This is a genomic window from Sphingomonas phyllosphaerae (assembly GCA_036946405.1).
Taxonomy (GTDB): Bacteria; Pseudomonadota; Alphaproteobacteria; order Sphingomonadales; family Sphingomonadaceae; genus Sphingomonas; species Sphingomonas phyllosphaerae_D.
On sequence record JAQIJC010000001.1, the window covers coordinates 2392126 to 2409622 of the forward strand.

Here is a 17497-nt window from a genome sequence, read left to right on the forward strand (position 1 = left end):
AGGGGAAGGTATGTCGGGTTCCATGAGCGCTTCTGCTGCCTATGCCGTTGTTTCCCCGCGGCCCGACCGCGACAGCTTCACGATTACCGATCTGTCGGCGGAGTTCGGCGTTACGCCGCGTGCGCTGCGTTTCTACGAAGACGAGGGGCTGATCGCGCCGGAGCGGCGCGGGCTGGTCCGCATCTATTCGCACCGTGATCGTGCGCGGCTGGCGTGGATCCTGCGCGGCAAGCGCGTCGGGTTCAGCCTCGCCGATATTCGTGAGATGATCGACCTCTACGATCTCGGCGACGGCCGCCAGACGCAGCGTGCGGTGGCGATCCAGCGCTGTCGCGACCGGATCGCGGCGCTCGAACAGCAGAAGCACGACCTCGACGCCGCCATCACCGAGCTGACCGAATTCGTCGGCGTGCTCGATGGTGGCGCAAGCAAGAAAGAGTGAGACGATGCCGCAGTACACGCCGCCGATCCGCGACACCCGCTTCGTGCTCGAACATGTCGTCGGGCTGGACCGCTACGCCAACGTCGCCGGCTTCGCTGCGGCGACTCCCGACACGGTCGAGGCGGTGCTGGAGGAAGGCGGTCGGTTCGTTGCCGAAGTGCTGTTCCCGCTCAACCAGTCGGGCGATCAGGAAGGCTGCACCCGCCACGAGGACGGTAGCGTGACGACGCCGAAGGGCTTCAAGGAAGCCTATGCCAAGTTCGTCGAGTCGGGCTGGGGCACGCTCAGCGCGCCAGAGGCGTTCGGTGGGCAGGGGATGCCGCATGTCGTCTCGACCGCATTCCAGGAATATATGATCTCCGCCAATATGGCGTTCGCCATGTATCCCGGCCTCGCGCACGGTGCGATCGCCGCGCTCGTCGTGAAGGGCAGCCCCGAGCAGCAGCAGAAGTATCTGCCGCGAATGGTGTCGGGCGAATGGGGCGGCACGATGAACCTGACCGAGCCGCAATGCGGCACCGATCTCGGGCTGATCCGCACCCGCGCCGAGCCGCAGGCCGACGGCAGCTACAAGATCACCGGCACCAAGATCTTCATTTCGGCGGGCGAGCACGATCTGACTGACAACATCATCCACCTCGTGCTCGCCAAGACGCCGGGCGCGCCGGACAGCTCGAAGGGTATCTCGCTGTTCGTGGTGCCCAAGGTGCTGGTCAACGACGATGGATCGTTGGGCGAGCGCAACGCGGTGTCGTGCGGCTCGATCGAGCACAAGATGGGCATTCACGGCAATTCGACCTGCGTCATGAACTATGACGGCGCGACCGGCTGGCTGGTCGGCGAGGAGATGAAGGGGCTCGCCGCGATGTTCATCATGATGAACGCGGCGCGACTGGGCGTCGGCTTGCAGGGCCTCGGTGTGGCGGAAACCGCGTACCAGAACGCCGTGCAGTACGCGCAGGATCGCCGGCAGGGGCGCGCGCTGACCGGTCCGGCCGAGCCGGGCGAGAAGGCCGACACGCTGTTCGTTCATCCCGACGTGCGCCGAATGCTGATGGATGCGAAGGCGTGGACCGAGGGGCTGCGCGCCTTGTGTCTGTGGGGCGCACTTCAGGCCGATCTCGAGCACAATGCCGCTGCCGAGGAGGATCGTCAGCTGGCAGGCGATCTGCTCGGGCTGCTCACCCCGGTCATCAAGGGCGTCGGCACCGATCGCGGCTATCAGATCGCGACCAACGCGCAGCAGGTTTACGGCGGCCACGGCTACATCCGCGAATGGGGGATGGAGCAGTACGTCCGCGATGCGCGGATCGCGATGATTTACGAAGGCACGAACGGCGTGCAGGCGATGGACTTGGTCGGCCGCAAGCTGGCGCAGAACGGCGGCCGCGCGGTGCAGGCGTTCGGGCGGCTGGTGATGGAAGAGATCGTGGAGGGCAAGAACAACCCCGCGGTTGCCGATCTCGCGCAGCGGCTTGAGAAGGCTGCGGGCGAGTTGCAGGCGGCGACGATGTGGTTCCTCGCCAACGGCATGAAGGACCCGAACAACGTCGGTGCGGGCGCGGTGCCGTACATGCATCTGGTCGGCGCGGTCGCGACCGGGCTGATGTGGCTGCGCATGGCGACCGCGGCGGCGAAGCTGAAGGACGAGGGGCAGGGCGATGCCGCGTTCCTCGACGCCAAGCTGGTCACCGCGCGCTACTTCGCCGAGCGTGTGCTGCCTGAAGCGGGTTCGCTGCGCCGGCAGATCGAAGGTGGGTCGGAGGCGATCATGGCGCTGCCGCCGGAGATGTTTGCCGCGGCGTGATTTGTCGCGAGTGGGCGGGGCTGCATGGCTGTGGCCCACCCTGCTGTCATTGCGAGCGTAGCGCAGCAATCCAGAGCGTCCTGATCCGGCTCCGGGTTGCTTCGCTGCGCCCGCAATAACAAACGACAGGCGGGGCTTCGGCGACAATCCGTCGCCGATGTACAGCGTGGCGTGCAGCTCGTCGTCTTAGCCGGAACAACGGGCAAAAAAATAGCGGCCCGAAGGCCGCTATTCCTTACCCCCGGAGGAGCAGGTCAGCTTAGTTGCTGTCCGAGCTATCGTCTTCGTCAGCGACGACGACGATACCGGCCACAACGGCCGCAGCTGCCAGAACGGCAACGATCACGCCGCCACCGGCGAGCTCGTTCTTCTTGGCCGACGGAGCCGAAGCGCGGACCGACTTGGCGACCGACAGGCTGGCTGCCGAGTTGGCAGGCGCGGCCATCGCCGGAGCAACCGCCATCGTGGCGGCGGCAGCAGCGAGCATATACTTGGCAATACGCATGATGAACTCCCTTTGCGTGCAGGGCATCTCATAACTACGCGTGCGCGAAATGCAAGCGTCGATTGCCGCGGTGCATCATGTGTTCAGGATCCATGTTTCACGATCCTCGATGCCCAGCGCCGTGAGCTTGCCCGAGGCATAAGCGCCCGTATCCACGCCGATCCGGTTGGGTCGACGATCGACCTCCGCGGTAATCGTGTGACCGTGCACGATCATTTTCGAATGCGCCCCGCGATGTTCGAGAAAGCTGTCGCGAATCCAGCGCAGGTCGCTGGGTTTCTGTTCGTCGAGCGGTACGTCCGGCCGCACCCCGGCATGGACGAACGCATAGTCGCCAGAGACGATCAGGTCCTCGAACCCGTCGAGAAACGCGCGATGCTCGGCCGGCACCACCATCGACAGCCGTTCGGCAAGCTGTGGGTAATCGAGCGAATCATATTCGGCGCTGTCGATGCCGTAACTGAGCACCGTTTCCTTGCCGCCGACGCGACAGAACATTCGTAGCGCGTCCTTGGCGCCGTCCAGTGCGTGCAGGAACAACTCCTCGTGGTTGCCCTTCAGGAACCGGATACGGGGTCGCTGCTCCGCCAGCGCCATCAGCCGCGCGATCACGCCCGCTGAGTCGGGGCCGCGATCGACCAGGTCGCCGAGGAAGATCAACGTTGTTTCAGCGGCGCCGCGCGCTGCGTCGTCGGCGTCGATCATCTCCAGCAATTGGTCCAGCTCGAAACGGCAGCCGTGGATATCGCCGATCGCATAAATTCGGCTTCCCGCTTCTGGCGCGAAGGCAGGGCCGGGAGCGACGCGGGACGAACGAAACAGCTTCTTGAGCATGGAGAACGCAAAAACCGGCGATGTCGGGATGGAGCGGGTGCTTAGGCGAAACGCCCGGCGATCGCAAGCGCGGCACTTGTGAGGCGCGGGACGCCTGATCGCTATGCTATCGAATTGCTTACGCGATCGGCCCCCGGTAGAGAGCCCGCGCCAACAGGAGGACCGAATGACCATCAAGCCGGTACGCAAGGCGATTTTCCCCGTAGCGGGGCTCGGCACCCGTTTCCTGCCCGCCACCAAGGCGATGCCCAAGGAAATGCTGACGGTGGTCGACAAGCCGCTGATCCAATATGCCGTCGAGGAAGCGCTGGAGGCGGGGATCGAGCAGATCATCTTCGTCACCGGGCGCGGCAAGGGCGCGCTCGAGGATCATTTCGACATCTCGTTCGAGCTCGAGACGACGATGCGCGCGCGCGGCAAGAGCCTGTCGGTGATCGAGAACATCCGCCAGCAGCCCGGCTCGCCGGTCTATGTCCGCCAGCAAGAGCCGCTCGGGCTCGGCCATGCGGTGTGGTGCGCGCGCGACATCGTCGGCGATGAGCCGTTCGCGGTGTTGCTCCCCGACGAGCTGATGGTCGGCACGCCGAACTTCATGGCGCAGATGGTGCAGGCCTATGACAAGGTCGGCGGCAACGTCATCGGCGCGCTCGAAGTCGCGCCGGAAGAAACCGACAAATACGGCATCATCTCGCCGGGCGCGCGCGACGGTGCGCTGACCGAGGTGACCGCGCTGGTCGAGAAGCCCGCCAAGGGCAGCGCGCCGTCGAACCTGATGATCCCCGGCCGCTACATCCTCCAGCCCGAGGTGATGAAGATCCTCGACGCCAAGGAAAAGGGCGCTGGCGGCGAGATCCAGCTGACCGACGCGATGGCCAAGCTGATCGGGCAGCAGCCGTTCCACGGCTTCACCTTCAACGGTGAGCGGTTCGATTGCGGCGACAAGACCGGCTTCGTCACCGCCAACCTCGCGCTGGCGATGGCGCGTGGCGATATCGGCCCGGCGGTGCGCAGCTTCGCCGAAGCGCGGCTCGGCTGATCCTTACCCGCGTGTCGCGCCGCACGCGCGGCACGCGGGATCGGGCGGCAAGACCAGCGTACGAAAGCGCAGCGACAGGAAGTCGAGCAGCATCAACCGTCCGGCGCTGTCATCGCCGAACGGCGCGATCTGGCGGATCGCCTCCAGCGCCGCCATGCTGCCGACGATCCCGGTCACCGGTCCCAGCACGCCTTCCTCCGCACAGGTCAGTGCATCGCGCGCCGGCGCATCGCCGACGAAGCAGCGGTAGCACGGCTTGCCTGCCTCCCAGCCGCGATAGACGCCGAGCTGTCCCTCGAACCGCCCGACCGCCGCCGAGACGAGCGGGATGCGACGCGTCAGTGCGGCATCGGCGACCAGCAGCCGGGTGTCGAAATTGTCGCAACCATCGGCGATGACGGCCGGTGCATCGTGCAGCATCGATCCGATGGTTTCCGCGGCCACTCGCGCAACGATCGCCTGCGCGGAGACGTGCGGGTTGAGCCGCGCCACCGCCTCGGCGGCGAGCTCGGCCTTGGCACGTCCGACATCCGCGGTCGTGAACAGCGTCTGGCGTTGCAGGTTGCTCAACTCGACCCGATCGTCGTCGACGATCGTCAGACGACCGACCCCCGCCGCCGCCAGATACTGGATCACCGGCGATCCGATCCCACCGGCCCCGATCACCAGGACATGCGCGCGCGACAGCCGCAGCTGCCCGGCGCCGCCGATCTCAGGCAGCACGATATGGCGCGCATAGCGTGCGAGTTCGTCGGGGCCGAGCGTCATGGCTCGCTCAGGGCGACCGTCGTGACATACCATGTGTCGGAAGAGGGCGGGGGCATCTTGTCCCGCGCGGCACTCAGAACAATACCGGCGGCGAACTGTTCCACTACCGGGCAACCGATCGCGCGTGGCACGATCCGGCGCACTTGGCCGCTCTGCGCGATCAACACCACCAGATCGAGCATCCGCGCTTCCGACGGCAACGTGCAGCGCGCCGCCGCTACCTCTCGCCGGACGAACTCGGTCAGTCGTGCCGGCGGCGCAGCGGCAAGGCCAAGTTGCAGCCGCGGCAGCGACGTCCACTCGGTCGGCGGGTTAAGCGAGGAAAGCTGCCCGAGCAGCAACAGCGCGGCGAGGATCATCGACCTGTCGACCCGAACCCGCCCGCACCGCGATCGGTCGGGTCGAGCGCATCGACTTCGATCATGCTGGCAAGCGTGACGGTGGCCGGGACGAGCTGCGCAATGCGTTCGCCGCGACGGATCTCGAAAGGCTCGTTGCCAAGATTGGCGAGGATCACCTTGATTTCCCCACGATAGTCGGCGTCGATCGTGCCGGGCGTGTTGAGGCAGGTGATGCCGTGCTTCAACGCCAGCCCCGACCTCGGGCGCACTTGAACCTCGAACCCGGCCGGAATGGCGATCGCGAAGCCGGTGGCGATCGCGCCACGCGCGCCAGGTGCCAACGTCACGTCCTCGGCGGCGACCACGTCCATCCCGGCCGCGCCCGCTGTCGCGTAGACGGGCAACGGCAGTCCCTCACCATGCGGCAAGCGGCGCAGCGCAATGCTGATCGGTTCAGAGCGCATCGGCAATCCTGTCGGCAAGTCGTTCGGCTACAGCGGTTTTGGGAAGGCGTTCCCAGCTTTCGATGCCCTCGGCGGTGACGAGGTGGACGGTATTGGCATCGCCACCCATCACATCGCCGGATACGTCGTTGGCGACGATCCAGTCGGCACCCTTGCGCCGCCGCTTGGCCTGCGCATGGTCGAGCACCTGCTCAGTTTCGGCCGCGAACCCGATCAGCAATCGCGGCCGACGCGGATCATGCGCCAGCGTGGCCAGAATGTCCACGTTGCGCGCGAGACGAAGCGGCGCGGGCGCCTCTTCGCCCTTCTTCAGCTTCTGCGGGGCGATCTGCTCGACCCGCCAATCCGCCACGGCGGCGACCATCACCGCTGCATCGGCGGGCAGCGCCGTCGCAACCGCATCTGCCATTTCCGACGCCGTTTGAACATCCTGCCGGATGACGTTCAGGGGGGTCGGCACGTCGACCGGACCGGCGATCAACGTGACCCGCGCGCCCCGCCGCGCCAGCGCCGCCGCGATCGCGAACCCCTGCTTCCCCGACGAGCGGTTGGCGATGTAGCGTACCGGATCGATCGGTTCGTGGGTCGGGCCGGCGGTGACGATGACGTGTCGTCCCGCCAGCGAACGAACCGGCGGTGCCAGCGCAGACGTGATTCGCGCGACGATCGCCGGGACCTCCGGCAGGCGACCCGGTCCGAATTCGCCGCATGCCATCGCGCCCTCGTCGGGCTCGATCACCGTAATGCCGTCGGCGCGGAGTTGGGCGACATTGCGCTGTGTCGCCGGGTGCAGCCACATCCGGACATTCATGGCCGGCGCGATCAGTACCGGCTTGTCGGTCGCCAGCAGCAAGGTCGTGGCCAGATCGTTCGCGAATCCGCCCGCCATGCGGGCGATCAGATCGGCGGTGGCGGGGCAGACGACGACCAGATCGGCCTCGCGGCTGAGGCGGATATGCCCCATCTCCGCTTCGTCCTTCAGGTCCCACAATGTCGTATGGACCTTGTTCTCGCTCAGCGCCGCAAGGGTCATGGCGGTGACGAAATGCGCTCCGCCGTCGGTCAGGACACAACAAACGTCATGTCCCGCGGCGCGCAAACCGCGGATCAGCTCACACGCCTTGTACGCGGCGATTCCGCCGCCGACGATCAACAGGATCCTGCTCATCGCGTCATCCTCGTCACCGTTATTCGTCGCCGCACGACCGTGCGGCGAACCAGCGTCACCAGACCGGCGGGGGCGAGCGCCAGACCGGGCGCAACCAGCGCCGTCGCGAGGGTCGCCGATCGAATCCCCAGCACGCCGTCCAGCGCCACGCCCGCCACCAGCAGCGCCAGCACGCGTGGGCCCAGCGGATCGGCAAGTACCGCCCAGCCGAAGACCGCGAGCACCAGCAGCAGCGCGCCGATCCCGCCGGGCGCATCGGGGAAGGCGGCCCCGACCAGCCGCGCCAGCGCACCCTCGGGCGCCAATGTCACGGCCGGAGCATGGGGTGTTCCCAGCGTATGAAGATGCAGGCCGAGCGCGCACGCCGCGACGATCAGCGCGGCCAGCCAATGCAGCGGCTCGCCACGGTCGCCGTCAAGCAGCGCCAGCGCACCCATCGCCATCAAGGTCACCAACGCTGCTGGATCGATCAGCGCCGCGGCGCAGGCGACGGCGACCGATGTGGCCACCCGTTTGCGGTCTCGTGCGACCAATGCGATGGCCGACAGCAAGGCCGCGGCGCCGGCGTGCGGTGCCGTCAGCCATAGCGCCGCCGTCGCCACGATCCCGAAGGCGAGCAGGCTGACGATCAACAGCGCCCCGCCGCTACGCGCCAGCAGCGCGCCGAGCCGCAACCCGCCGAGCCACAGCAAGATCGTCAGCCCGGTCGCGACCAGCGCGGTCAGCGCCCAGGGTGGCATCGCCCCTGCGACCACCGCCAGCGTCGATGGCAGCATCCGGGCGGCGCGTGCGTCCGGTTCGGTGCGCAGCAGGTCGCGCGCGGCGTCGTAATAGTCGCCGCCATGACGCAGTGTCGCGACGATCGCGTCGTGCAGGAACTCCGGTGGCGTGGTGGCCCCGCGCAGCAGCAACGCCGCGACGACCAGCGCCGACAGCAGGGACGCCAGAAGCGCGCGGGCCGAGCTGTAGCCGAGTCCGGTCAGCCGGTCCGGGGTCACCAGCCAGCGCCCCGCCGGTCCGGATCGCCCCGGCGCGGCTACCATCCGCCCGCGAGCATCATGCCCGCGACGCCTGCCAGCATGCCGAGCGTGCCGACCAGCGCATAGCGCCACCCGCCACCGACACGGACGCGTTCGATCTCGCGCAGCGGCGGGCGCGGCGGTGCGCCGCCGGGGGCAGGGAAGCGCGCCTCGATCCGCCGCACCAGCTCGGGCAGCCGCGCCAGCGTCCGCACGTCCGCGACCAGCCGGTCGGCGATCGCCGCTTCGGGGCCGAGTTCGGTCCGGATCCAGTCCTCGACCAGCGGCGCGGCGGTCACCCACAGATTGATGTCGGGATCGAGCCCGGTCGCGACACCCTCCACCATCACCATCGTCTTTTGCAGCAGCAGCAGGTGCGGCTGCGTCACCATATCGAAATCGCGGGTGATCCCGAACAGCCCGTCGAGCATCATCCCGATCGACATGTCCTTGACCGGCAGCCCGCGCATCGGCTCGCCGACCGCCCGCAGCGCGGTCGCGAATTCCTCGACGCTGTGGTGCGAAGGGACATATTGCGCCTCGAAATGGATCTCGGCGACGCGGCGGTAATTGCCGGTGATCAGGCCGTAGAGGATCTCGGCGAGCCAGACCCGTGCACGTCGGTCGATCCGCCCCATGATCCCGAAGTCGATCGCGGCGACGCAATTGCCCGGCAATGCGAACAGATTGCCCTGGTGCATGTCGGCATGGAAGAAGCCGTCGGCGATCGCCTGCCGCAGGAAGGCATGGACCAGCACGCGCGCCAGCTCGGGCAGGTCATAGCCTGCCGCGACCAGCGCTTTGCGGTCGGACAATTTGATGCCGTCGATCCATTCGATCGTCAGCACCTCGCCGGTGGTGCGCGCCCAATCGACCGCGGGGACGAAGAAGTTGCGCTCCGAGGTCATCGTCTCGGCCAGCTCGGACGCCGACGCCGCCTCGCGGGTGAAGTTCAGTTCGCGCGCGGTCCAGCGCTTGAACGTCTCGATGACCAGACGCGGCTGGAGCCGGGCGATCTCGCCGCCCATCGGCTCGATCTGCGCCGCCGCCCATTCATAGGTTTCGATCGCGCGCGCGAAATCGTCTTCGACGCCGGGGCGCAGCACCTTGACTGCGACTCGCCGCCCGTCGGTGGTGACCGCGCGATGTACCTGCGCGATCGACGCCGCGCCGACCGGCACCTCGTCGATCTCGCTGAACAACGTTTCCAGCGGGCGGCCGAAGCTGCCGCGCATCGTCTGCGCGATCGTCGCATAGGGGACGGGTGGCACCGCGTCCTGCAACCGCAACAGGTCTGCCGCCGCCGCCTCGCCGACCAGATCGGGGCGGGTGGCGAGCGTCTGGCCGAACTTGATTGCCGCCGGCCCCAGCGCCTCGAACGCATCGGCATAGCGCGGCACCTCGGGCACGCGCGCACCCAGCCGCGCCACCCGCAGCAGACGGCGCAACCGCGGCGGCGTATTGAGGTCGCGCTCCAGCCCGCGCAGCGCACCATGGCGCGCCAGCGTCCGCCCCCATTTCAGGAGCCGCCAGGTGTGGACGAGCGAGGAGGTCAAATCTTCCAGCCGCTGTGGATCGCGACCAGCCCACCCATGATCGGCTCGACCTTCGTCTGAACGAACCCGGCGTCGGCGACCATTCGCTCGAACGTCGGCATGTCCGGGAAGCGGCGGATCGACTCGATCAGGTAGCGGTAGCTGTCGGCATCGTTGGCCAGCAGCTGCCCAAGCTTCGGCACCAGATGGTGCGAATAGGCGTCATAGACCTCGGCGAACCCCGGCCAGACGTTGGTCGAGAATTCGAGGCAGAAGAACCGTCCCCCGCGGCGCAGCACGCGATGCGCCTCGCGGAGCGCCTTGGGGATATCGGTGACGTTCCGGATCCCGAACGCGATCGTATAGGCGTCGAAGAAGCGATCCGGAAAGGTCAGCGTCTCGGCATTGGCCTCGGTCCACACCAGCCCGTCGATCCCGCGCTGCTGCGCGCGGCCGATCCCGACCTCCAGCATCTCCGGATTGATGTCCGCGACCGTCACAGAGGCGCCGCCTTCGGCGAGGCGAAAGGCGATGTCGCCGGTGCCGCCGGCCATGTCGAGGATCTGCTCGCCCGCACGCGGCTTCACGCGCCGCACGAAGCGGTCCTTCCACAGCCGGTGCATGCCCCCGGACATGGCGTCGTTCATCAGGTCGTAGCGGCTGGCGACATTGGAGAAGACCCCGCGTACGCGGGCGGTCTTCTCGGTCGGGGTGACGTCTTCGTAGCCGAAGGAGACGGTTTCGCTCATGGCGCTCGCTCTAGCCGCCATGATAGCGAGCGGCTAGAGGGCAGACATGCCGGAATTGCCAGAGGTTGAAACCACCGTGCGGGGCCTGCGCCCGGTGCTGGAAGGCGAGGTGCTGACCCGTGTCGAGCCGCGCCGCGACGATCTACGCCGCGCCTTTCCCGCCGACCTGCGCCAGCGGCTGACCGGGGCGCGCGTCACTGGGCTGCGGCGGCGCGCCAAATATGGCGTGATCGACACCGATCGCGATGATTCGCTGATCTTCCACCTCGGCATGTCCGGACGCTGGCGCGTCGATCCGACCGAGTTGTTGCCACACGACCATCTCGTGCTCGCGACCGGAGCGGGGCGGGTGCTGGCGCTCAACGACCCGCGGCGCTTCGGCTCGGTCGACCTGCTGCCTACCGCCGAGATAGCGGACTTTCCGGCGTTCCGCCTGCTCGGCCCCGAGCCGCTGGGCGCGGATTTCACGGCCGAGCACCTGCGGCTCGCGCTGGCCGGGCGACGGCTGTCGATCAAGCTCGCGCTGCTCGACCAGCGGATCGTCGCCGGGCTCGGCAACATCTACGTGTGCGAGGCGCTGTACGACGCGCGCATCGATCCGCACACCCCCGCCGGGTCGCTCGACGCGCCGGCGCTCGCGCGGTTGGTGCCTGCGGTCCAGCTGGTGCTGGAGGCGGCGATCAAGGCGGGCGGCTCGACGCTGCGCGATTATGCGCGGCCGGACGGCGATCTGGGCTATTTCTCGAAGCAATTCGCGGTCTACGGTCGTGCCGGCGAGCCGTGCGCGTGCGGCGGTACGGTGGAGCGCTATGCCGAGGGCGGACGCTCGACCTTCTGGTGTCCGCGCTGCCAGCGGAGTTGACGCTGGTGCGTGGCCGGGCTATGGGCCGCGCCTTACGAGGGTGCAGGGCTTACCCAGCGCCTTTTTCCATCGATTCGAAACTTATCAGAGGACGTTCATGGCGAACACGCCGCAAGCCAAGAAGCGCATCCGCCGCAACCAGCGCCGGGCCGAGATCAACGGTGCCCGTGTGGGCCGTATCCGTACCTTCGTGAAGAAGGTCGAGGCCGCGCTGGCAGCGGGTGACAAGACCGCGGCGACGACCGCGCTGGCAGCGGCGCAGCCGGAGATGCAGCGCGGCGTGGCGAAGGGTGTCCTTCACCGCAACACCGCCTCGCGCAAGTTCTCGCGTCTGACCAAGCGGGTTGCCGCGCTGGCCTGATCGCCGGCGACAACACGGACGACATCGACGCCCGTCGGGTTTGCCCGGCGGGCGTTTTTGCGTGTGCGATCAGCCGCCTCAGGAACAAAACAGCACCTCTCCAAAAGGCTTGGAATTCCTGCGATTCGCGTATGGCGACTTTCGATGATCTCCAAAATACCCTAGAGATATCAATGGCTTACGAGATTTATGACGCATTTGTGCCGCTGGCGACGAGTCAATCCGCTTTATTTCGGGATCGTACCCGTTCGCGGGCTTGATCGACTCACCCGCCTGTTCCTAATCCTCTCGAACCGCGCCGCCGTCCGTGCTGCGCGGCACAAGGACAATGTCTGGAAGCCTACGCGCTAGGGGCCGCGGGCGGGGGGACGTTTGACTTTTTGAATGCGCGGGCCGCGAACCATGTGGTTGCGGCAACAGGAGAATTGTGCGTGGCGCCGATGGTCGAAGCCGATGACGGGTTGAGCGAACTGGCCCGGGCCTGGGCCCGGGTCCGCGCCAACCTGCGCCGCTCGGCCGGTGCACGCGTGTTCGATCAATGGCTTGCTCCGATTGCGCTGGCGGATGGCGACGACGCGCTGGACGTGCGGCTCACCGCGCCCTCGGCGTTCATGACCAACTGGGTCAAGAGCCACTATGCGGATCGGCTGGTGCACGAGTTCCGCACCGTGTTGCCGGGCGTGCGCAGCGTCGCGATCGACACCGCGGTGCGGCCTGCTGCACCGGTGGTGCTTGCCGCGCCCGTCGCCGCCGTGACAGCCCTGCCGACCGCTGAGCCTGTCGCCCATACGGTCACCGCCGAGCGGCCGTCGCTCGATCCGCGGCTGACCTTCGAGCGTTTCGTCGCGGACGCATCGAACATGGTGGCGCTGAACGCCGCGCAGGCGCTGGCAGCGCCGGGCGCGGTACGCTTCAGCCCGTTGTTCCTCCATGGCGGCACCGGCCAGGGCAAAACCCACCTGCTCAACGCAATCGCGCATCGCTTCCTCGCGGATCACCCGCAAGCACGCGTGATGCTGATGTCGGCCGAGCGCTTCATGTTCGAGTTCGTCGCCGCGATGCGCGCGCGCGACACGTTCGCGTTCAAGGCCAAGCTGCGCAGCTGCGACCTGCTGCTGATCGACGACCTGCAGTTCATCGCCGGCAAGGACGTCACGCAGGACGAGTTCTTCCACACCGTCAACGAGATCATGGCGGCGGGCAAGCGGCTGGTGATCGCCGCTGACCGCGCACCGCAAACGCTGGACGGCATCGAGCCGCGCATCCTCGGCCGGCTCGGATCGGGGCTGGTGGTCGATATCCGTCCGTCATCGCCCGAGCTACGCCACGCCGTGCTCGCCCGGCGGGTCGCCGAAATGCCCGACACACGGGTGCCCGGCGACGTGCTCGACCTGCTGGCCGCACGTATCAGCTCCAGCATTCGCGAGCTGGAGGGCGCGCTGACCCGCGTCACCGCCTATGCGATGCTGACCGGCCAGGCGATCGACCTCGACTTCGCGACGCAGACGCTGGGCGACATGCTCCGCGGGCACCAGCGGCGCGTGACGATCGACCAGATCCAGAAGCTGGTCTGCGAGCATTTCGAGCTGAAGCCGCTCGATCTGCTCTCCGCCCGCCGCGCGCGTGCGGTGGCGCGCCCGCGGCAGATTGCCATGTATCTTGCCAAGCGGCTCACCACGCGGTCGCTGCCTGAGATCGGGCGCAAGTTCGGCGGCCGCGATCACTCGACGGTAATCCACGCCGTCCGCCGCATCGAGGCGTTGCGCGACAGCGACCGTGAGGTCGATCAGGCGGTACATATGTTGCTGGGGCAGCTTGAGGCTTGAGCCTTTTGATGACGACCCGGGCGTGAACCCGGGTGACGCTTCTTCGCAACGCCACCCCCGTCAAGCGGTCAGGCGGCCTGCCGATACTCATCCTCCCCGACCTCGTTTGCCGCTGCCACAGGGGCCTGTGTCGTCGCCGTGCGGACGCGATTGGGGAACAGCAGCCGGCTGACGAGCACCAGCACCCCAAGCGCGGCATAGGTCAGCAGCACCTTCTCCAGCGAGAACAGCAACGCCACCGCGAAGCCGAGCCGAAGCCACAGCGGGTTGAAGCCGAAATCCTCGCCGAGCGCGGCGCACACGCCGAACAAATTGTCGCGGGGGGCAGCGGCGGGGGTGTCGATGTGGTCGGTCATGTCTCGCTCCGTTGTTACGGGATGCTCAGCAAGACCGATGCCAAATGGAAAAAAGCGCTGTTTTCGGCGCACTTTTCCGCCACGCCGTGGCGTGGATTGCCGAAGGTTGGCGCGCGACATGGCGTCGCGCGCCAGATGGTCAGATCAACAGCCCCATGGCCTCCTGCGCCCGGCGCAAGGTCGGCGCCGCCAGCGCGGCCGCACGTCGGGCGCCGTCGCGCAGGATCGCGTCGATCGCACCGCGGTCGTTCAGCAGCCGCAGCATCTCGTCGCGGATCGGGCCGAGCTTCGCGACCGCCAGATCGGCGAGATCGGGCTTGAACTGTCCGAAGCCCTTGCCCGCATAGTCCGACAGCACCGCGTCCGGGGTGCGGTCGGCGAGCGCCGCGAAGATCGTCAGCAGATTGCGCGCTTCCGCCCGCCCTTCCAGCTCGGCGATCGTCGCCGGCAACAGGTCGGGGTCGGTCTTGGCCTTGCGGAACTTGTCGGCGATCACCTCGTCACTGTCGATCAGCTTGACCACCGATTGCTCGGACGGGTTCGACTTCGACATCTTCGCGCTCGCATCGCGCAGCGACATGATGCGCGGCGCGGCCTTGCTGACCAACGGTTCGGGCAGCGTGAACAGCTCGGTCGCGTAATCGGTGTTGAATTTCGTCGCGATGTCGCGGGTCAGCTCCAGATGCTGCTTCTGGTCCTCGCCGACCGGAACGTGGGTCGAATTGTACAGCAGCACGTCGGCCGCCATCAGCACCGGATAATCGTACAGCCCGACCGACGCGCCTTCGCGGTTCTTGCCCGCCTTGTCCTTGAATTGCGTCATGCGATTGAGCCAGCCGACCCGCGCGACGTTGTTGAGCAGCCACGCCAATTCGGCATGGGCGGGGACGCGCGCCTGGTTGAACACGATCGAGCGCGCCGGATCGATCCCGGCAGCGATCAGCGTCGCGGTCATCTCGACGGTGTTGGCGGTCATCTCGGCGGGGGCGATGAACTCGGTCAGGCCGTGAAGGTCGGCGATGAAGTACATCGTCTCGCCGCCCGACGCCTGGATATCGTCCTGCATCGCCACCCATTGCTTCACCGCGCCGAGGTAATTGCCGAGGTGAAGATTGCCGGTCGGCTTGATGCCGGAAAGGACGCGCATATTGGTCATCAGGTGGAAGCTCTGCGACGAAGAACGGTTTTCAGATCGGCGAGGCGATACGCGCCGGTGACGACGCATGCCAGCGCATAGATGGCGACGCCCGCGCCGACGAGCACGATCAGCCCGGTCACCCGGACCGCCAGCGTGCCGGTGAGATAGGGATCGACATACGGCGTCACGAGCAGCAGCGCCGCGCCCATCGACAAGGCCGCCAGTGCCAGCCGCGGCACCTTGCGCCTGACCTGCGGATCGAGCGCGAAATGCCCACGCCTTGCCAGAACGACATAGAGCGACACGACGTTGACCGTCGAGGCGAGCGCGGTCGCCAGCGGCGGGCCGATCTGCCCGATGTTCCAGTGCGCCAGCGTCGGGATCAGGATCAGATTGCCGACGAGGTTGATCGCGACCGAATAGAGCGCGAGCCGCACCGGCGTCTTCGTGTCGGCGCGCGCGTAGAAGCCCGGCGTCAGCACCTTGACCAGCACATAGCTCGGCAGTCCCAGCGAGAAGGCGGCGAGTGCCTGTGCCGCGCGCACTGTGTCGCCGCCATCGAAGGCGCCATGCTGAAACAGCCCACGGACGATCGGCTCGGCGGCGAACACGAACGCGGCGGTGGCGGGCAGGGTAAGGAACAGCGCGAGTTCGAGCCCGCGGTTCTGCGTCTCCATCGCCTCCGCCTCGCGTCCCTGCGACAGCAAGCGCGAGACGACCGGCAACAGGATCGTGCCGAGCCCAATCCCGATCAGGCCCAGCGGCAACTGGTTGAGCCGGTCGGCATAATAGATCGCCGAAATCGACCCCGCCGACAGCAGCCCGCCGGCCAGCGCGGTCGAGATCGCGAGATTGATCTGCGCCGCGCCCGCGCCGGTCGCCGCGGGGACGATCAGCTTCAGCATCTGCTTGACGTCGTCGTCGATACGCGGTCGGCGCAGCTTCAGGCTCACGCCCGCGCGCTGGCACGCCCACCAGAGCCAAGCGAGCTGCAATGCACCTCCGACCGTCACCGAGATCGCCTGCGCCCGCGCGGTCGCATAGGGGTCGCCGCCGTGAAAGAAGATCAGCGCGCCGACCATCGCGATGTTGAGCAGGATCGGCGCGGCGGCATTGACCCAGAAGCGATGCAGCGAGTTCAGGATGCCGCCGAGCAGCGACACCAGCGAGATCAGCAGCAGATAAGGGATGGTGAAGCGCGACAGCGTCACCGCAAAGGCGAATTGCTCGGCGGTCGGGTGCTGGCGGTCGAACCCGCCGGACAGCGCCCAGGTCAACGGCCATGCCGCTGCCAGCATCAGCGCGGTCATCGCCAGCAGCACCGGGAACAGCAGCGCCAGCGCGCGCTCGGCGAAGTCGACCCCGGCCGCGGTCCCACCGCCTTCCGCGACCTTGCGGTTGAACAACGGGATGAACGCCGCGGAGAAGGCACCTTCCGCGAACAGTGCGCGGAACATGTTCGGCAGCCGGAACGCGACGAAGAAGGCGTCCGACGCGAAACTCGCGCCGACATAGCTCGCCTGCAACGTGTCGCGGACCAGCGCCAGCACGCGGCTGACCAACGTCAGCCCGCCGATCGACCCCAAAGCGCGGGCGAGGTTCATCCGCCGATCCTCACCCGCGCGTGTGGCTTACGCCTGACCGGCGTCTTCGGCGCCGAACGACACGCCCTGCGCCTGCGCCTGCTGGAGGAACAGCGCGTTGAAGTCGATCGGCTCCAGCAGCAGCGGCGGAAAGCCGCCGTCACGGATCGCATCGGCGACGACGCGGCGCGCGAACGGGAAAAGCAGGCGCGGCCCTTCGCCGAGCAGGAACGGCTGGACGTGATCGGCCGGCACGTTGCGCAGCCCGAACAGCCCGGCATAGGAAAGCTCGGCGATGAACGCGGTCTTGCCGCCGGTCGTCGCACGCACTTCGATCTTGAGCGTGACCTCGTGGACCTCGTCGGCGACCTGTGCCGCGCCGATGTCGAACTGGACGTTGATCTCGGGGGCCTGCGGCTCCTGATAGATCGCCGGCGCGTTCGGGTTCTCGAACGACAGGTCCTTCACATATTGCGAGATCAGCCCCGCGGCCGGCGCCGTGTCGGCACCGTTGGCGAGCGGTTCGCCGCCGGCATTGCCAAATTCGTCCATCGTCCTACCCCTATCGTCAGGCCAGGCGCGCGCCGGTGCGGCGCTGCGCGGGAAAGTGTCGGGCGGTTAGCAGCGCCCCGCCGATGTGACAATCGCGGATGCGGCACGCGGCGGATACAATGCGGGACTTGGCGATTTGATGTTCGGTGCC

19 protein-coding genes are annotated in these 17497 nt (G+C 67.4%); 6 read left to right on the forward strand and 13 right to left on the reverse strand.

Annotated features, from left to right (window positions below; translation table 11 throughout):
• Positions 1 to 22 precede the first annotated feature (22 nt).
• Positions 23 to 442 (forward strand): MerR family DNA-binding transcriptional regulator, encoded by a 420-nt coding sequence (locus PGN12_11460; protein ID MEH3104512.1) that lies wholly within the window; start codon positions 23 to 25, stop codon positions 440 to 442.
• Between the two features lie 4 nt (positions 443 to 446).
• Positions 447 to 2249, forward strand: coding sequence for an acyl-CoA dehydrogenase C-terminal domain-containing protein (locus PGN12_11465; protein MEH3104513.1), 1803 nt, complete (start codon positions 447 to 449; stop codon positions 2247 to 2249).
• Between the two features lie 259 nt (positions 2250 to 2508).
• On the opposite strand, the gene PGN12_11470 is transcribed toward PGN12_11465, so the two are convergent.
• Together PGN12_11470 and PGN12_11475 are read right to left on the reverse strand one after the other, a co-directional pair.
• Positions 2509 to 2754: a hypothetical protein gene (locus PGN12_11470; GenBank protein ID MEH3104514.1), complete on the reverse strand. Its 246-nt coding sequence runs from the start codon at positions 2752 to 2754 to the stop codon at positions 2509 to 2511.
• Between the two features lie 75 nt (positions 2755 to 2829).
• Positions 2830 to 3588 (reverse strand): metallophosphoesterase family protein, encoded by a 759-nt coding sequence (locus tag PGN12_11475; GenBank protein MEH3104515.1) that lies wholly within the window; start codon positions 3586 to 3588, stop codon positions 2830 to 2832.
• A gap of 166 nt (positions 3589 to 3754) precedes the next feature.
• On the opposite strand from PGN12_11475, the gene galU reads away from it, so the two are divergent.
• Positions 3755 to 4624: a UTP--glucose-1-phosphate uridylyltransferase GalU gene (gene galU / locus PGN12_11480; protein ID MEH3104516.1), complete on the forward strand. Its 870-nt coding sequence runs from the start codon at positions 3755 to 3757 to the stop codon at positions 4622 to 4624.
• Positions 4625 to 4627: 3 nt separating this feature from the next.
• Here galU and PGN12_11485 read toward each other — a convergent pair whose 3' ends face one another.
• From PGN12_11485 to PGN12_11515, 7 genes are read right to left on the reverse strand one after another with little or no spacing between them, the layout of a single operon-like run.
• Positions 4628 to 5392, reverse strand: coding sequence for a HesA/MoeB/ThiF family protein (locus tag PGN12_11485; protein ID MEH3104517.1), 765 nt, complete (start codon positions 5390 to 5392; stop codon positions 4628 to 4630).
• Positions 5389 to 5751: a hypothetical protein gene (locus PGN12_11490; protein MEH3104518.1), complete on the reverse strand. Its 363-nt coding sequence runs from the start codon at positions 5749 to 5751 to the stop codon at positions 5389 to 5391. Before PGN12_11490 ends, PGN12_11485 begins: the two co-directional genes overlap by 4 nt.
• Entirely contained in the window at positions 5748 to 6197 is a 450-nt protein-coding gene (gene dut / locus PGN12_11495) for a dUTP diphosphatase (GenBank protein ID MEH3104519.1), read from the reverse strand. Before dut ends, PGN12_11490 begins: the two co-directional genes overlap by 4 nt.
• Positions 6187 to 7365, reverse strand: a complete 1179-nt coding sequence (gene coaBC, locus PGN12_11500) for a bifunctional phosphopantothenoylcysteine decarboxylase/phosphopantothenate--cysteine ligase CoaBC (protein ID MEH3104520.1) — start codon at positions 7363 to 7365, stop codon at positions 6187 to 6189. Before coaBC ends, dut begins: the two co-directional genes overlap by 11 nt.
• Complete coding sequence (locus PGN12_11505; GenBank protein ID MEH3104521.1) at positions 7362 to 8408, reverse strand: hypothetical protein; 1047 nt, start codon at positions 8406 to 8408, stop codon at positions 7362 to 7364. Before PGN12_11505 ends, coaBC begins: the two co-directional genes overlap by 4 nt.
• Positions 8402 to 9940: a 2-polyprenylphenol 6-hydroxylase gene (ubiB, locus tag PGN12_11510; protein ID MEH3104522.1), complete on the reverse strand. Its 1539-nt coding sequence runs from the start codon at positions 9938 to 9940 to the stop codon at positions 8402 to 8404. Before ubiB ends, PGN12_11505 begins: the two co-directional genes overlap by 7 nt.
• On the reverse strand, positions 9937 to 10668 hold the full coding sequence (locus tag PGN12_11515) for a class I SAM-dependent methyltransferase (GenBank protein ID MEH3104523.1): 732 nt from the start codon (positions 10666 to 10668) through the stop codon (positions 9937 to 9939). Before PGN12_11515 ends, ubiB begins: the two co-directional genes overlap by 4 nt.
• 46 nt (positions 10669 to 10714) lie before the next feature.
• Between PGN12_11515 and mutM the strand changes: the two genes are divergently transcribed.
• From mutM to dnaA, 3 genes are all read left to right on the forward strand, one after another.
• Entirely contained in the window at positions 10715 to 11530 is an 816-nt protein-coding gene (gene mutM / locus PGN12_11520) for a bifunctional DNA-formamidopyrimidine glycosylase/DNA-(apurinic or apyrimidinic site) lyase (GenBank protein MEH3104524.1), read from the forward strand.
• A 97-nt stretch (positions 11531 to 11627) separates the two neighbouring features.
• Positions 11628 to 11891 (forward strand): 30S ribosomal protein S20, encoded by a 264-nt coding sequence (gene rpsT, locus PGN12_11525; GenBank protein ID MEH3104525.1) that lies wholly within the window; start codon positions 11628 to 11630, stop codon positions 11889 to 11891.
• Positions 11892 to 12331: 440 nt separating this feature from the next.
• A complete protein-coding gene (gene dnaA / locus PGN12_11530; GenBank protein ID MEH3104526.1) occupies positions 12332 to 13717 on the forward strand; it encodes a chromosomal replication initiator protein DnaA in 1386 nt (461 codons plus the stop codon).
• A 68-nt stretch (positions 13718 to 13785) separates the two neighbouring features.
• Here the strand turns inward: dnaA and PGN12_11535 are convergent, their stop codons facing one another.
• The 4 genes from PGN12_11535 to secB all read right to left on the reverse strand — a co-directional run bounded on the left by PGN12_11535 (position 13786) and on the right by secB (position 17346).
• Positions 13786 to 14073: a PspC domain-containing protein gene (locus PGN12_11535; GenBank protein MEH3104527.1), complete on the reverse strand. Its 288-nt coding sequence runs from the start codon at positions 14071 to 14073 to the stop codon at positions 13786 to 13788.
• A 139-nt stretch (positions 14074 to 14212) separates the two neighbouring features.
• Positions 14213 to 15220, reverse strand: coding sequence for a tryptophan--tRNA ligase (gene trpS, locus PGN12_11540; protein MEH3104528.1), 1008 nt, complete (start codon positions 15218 to 15220; stop codon positions 14213 to 14215).
• 8 nt (positions 15221 to 15228) lie between these two features.
• Positions 15229 to 16815 carry a murein biosynthesis integral membrane protein MurJ gene (gene murJ / locus PGN12_11545; protein ID MEH3104529.1) on the reverse strand — a complete coding sequence of 529 codons (1587 nt, stop codon included), beginning with the start codon at positions 16813 to 16815 and terminating at the stop codon, positions 15229 to 15231.
• A gap of 27 nt (positions 16816 to 16842) precedes the next feature.
• Positions 16843 to 17346 carry a protein-export chaperone SecB gene (gene secB / locus PGN12_11550; GenBank protein MEH3104530.1) on the reverse strand — a complete coding sequence of 168 codons (504 nt, stop codon included), beginning with the start codon at positions 17344 to 17346 and terminating at the stop codon, positions 16843 to 16845.
• Positions 17347 to 17497 lie beyond the last annotated feature (151 nt).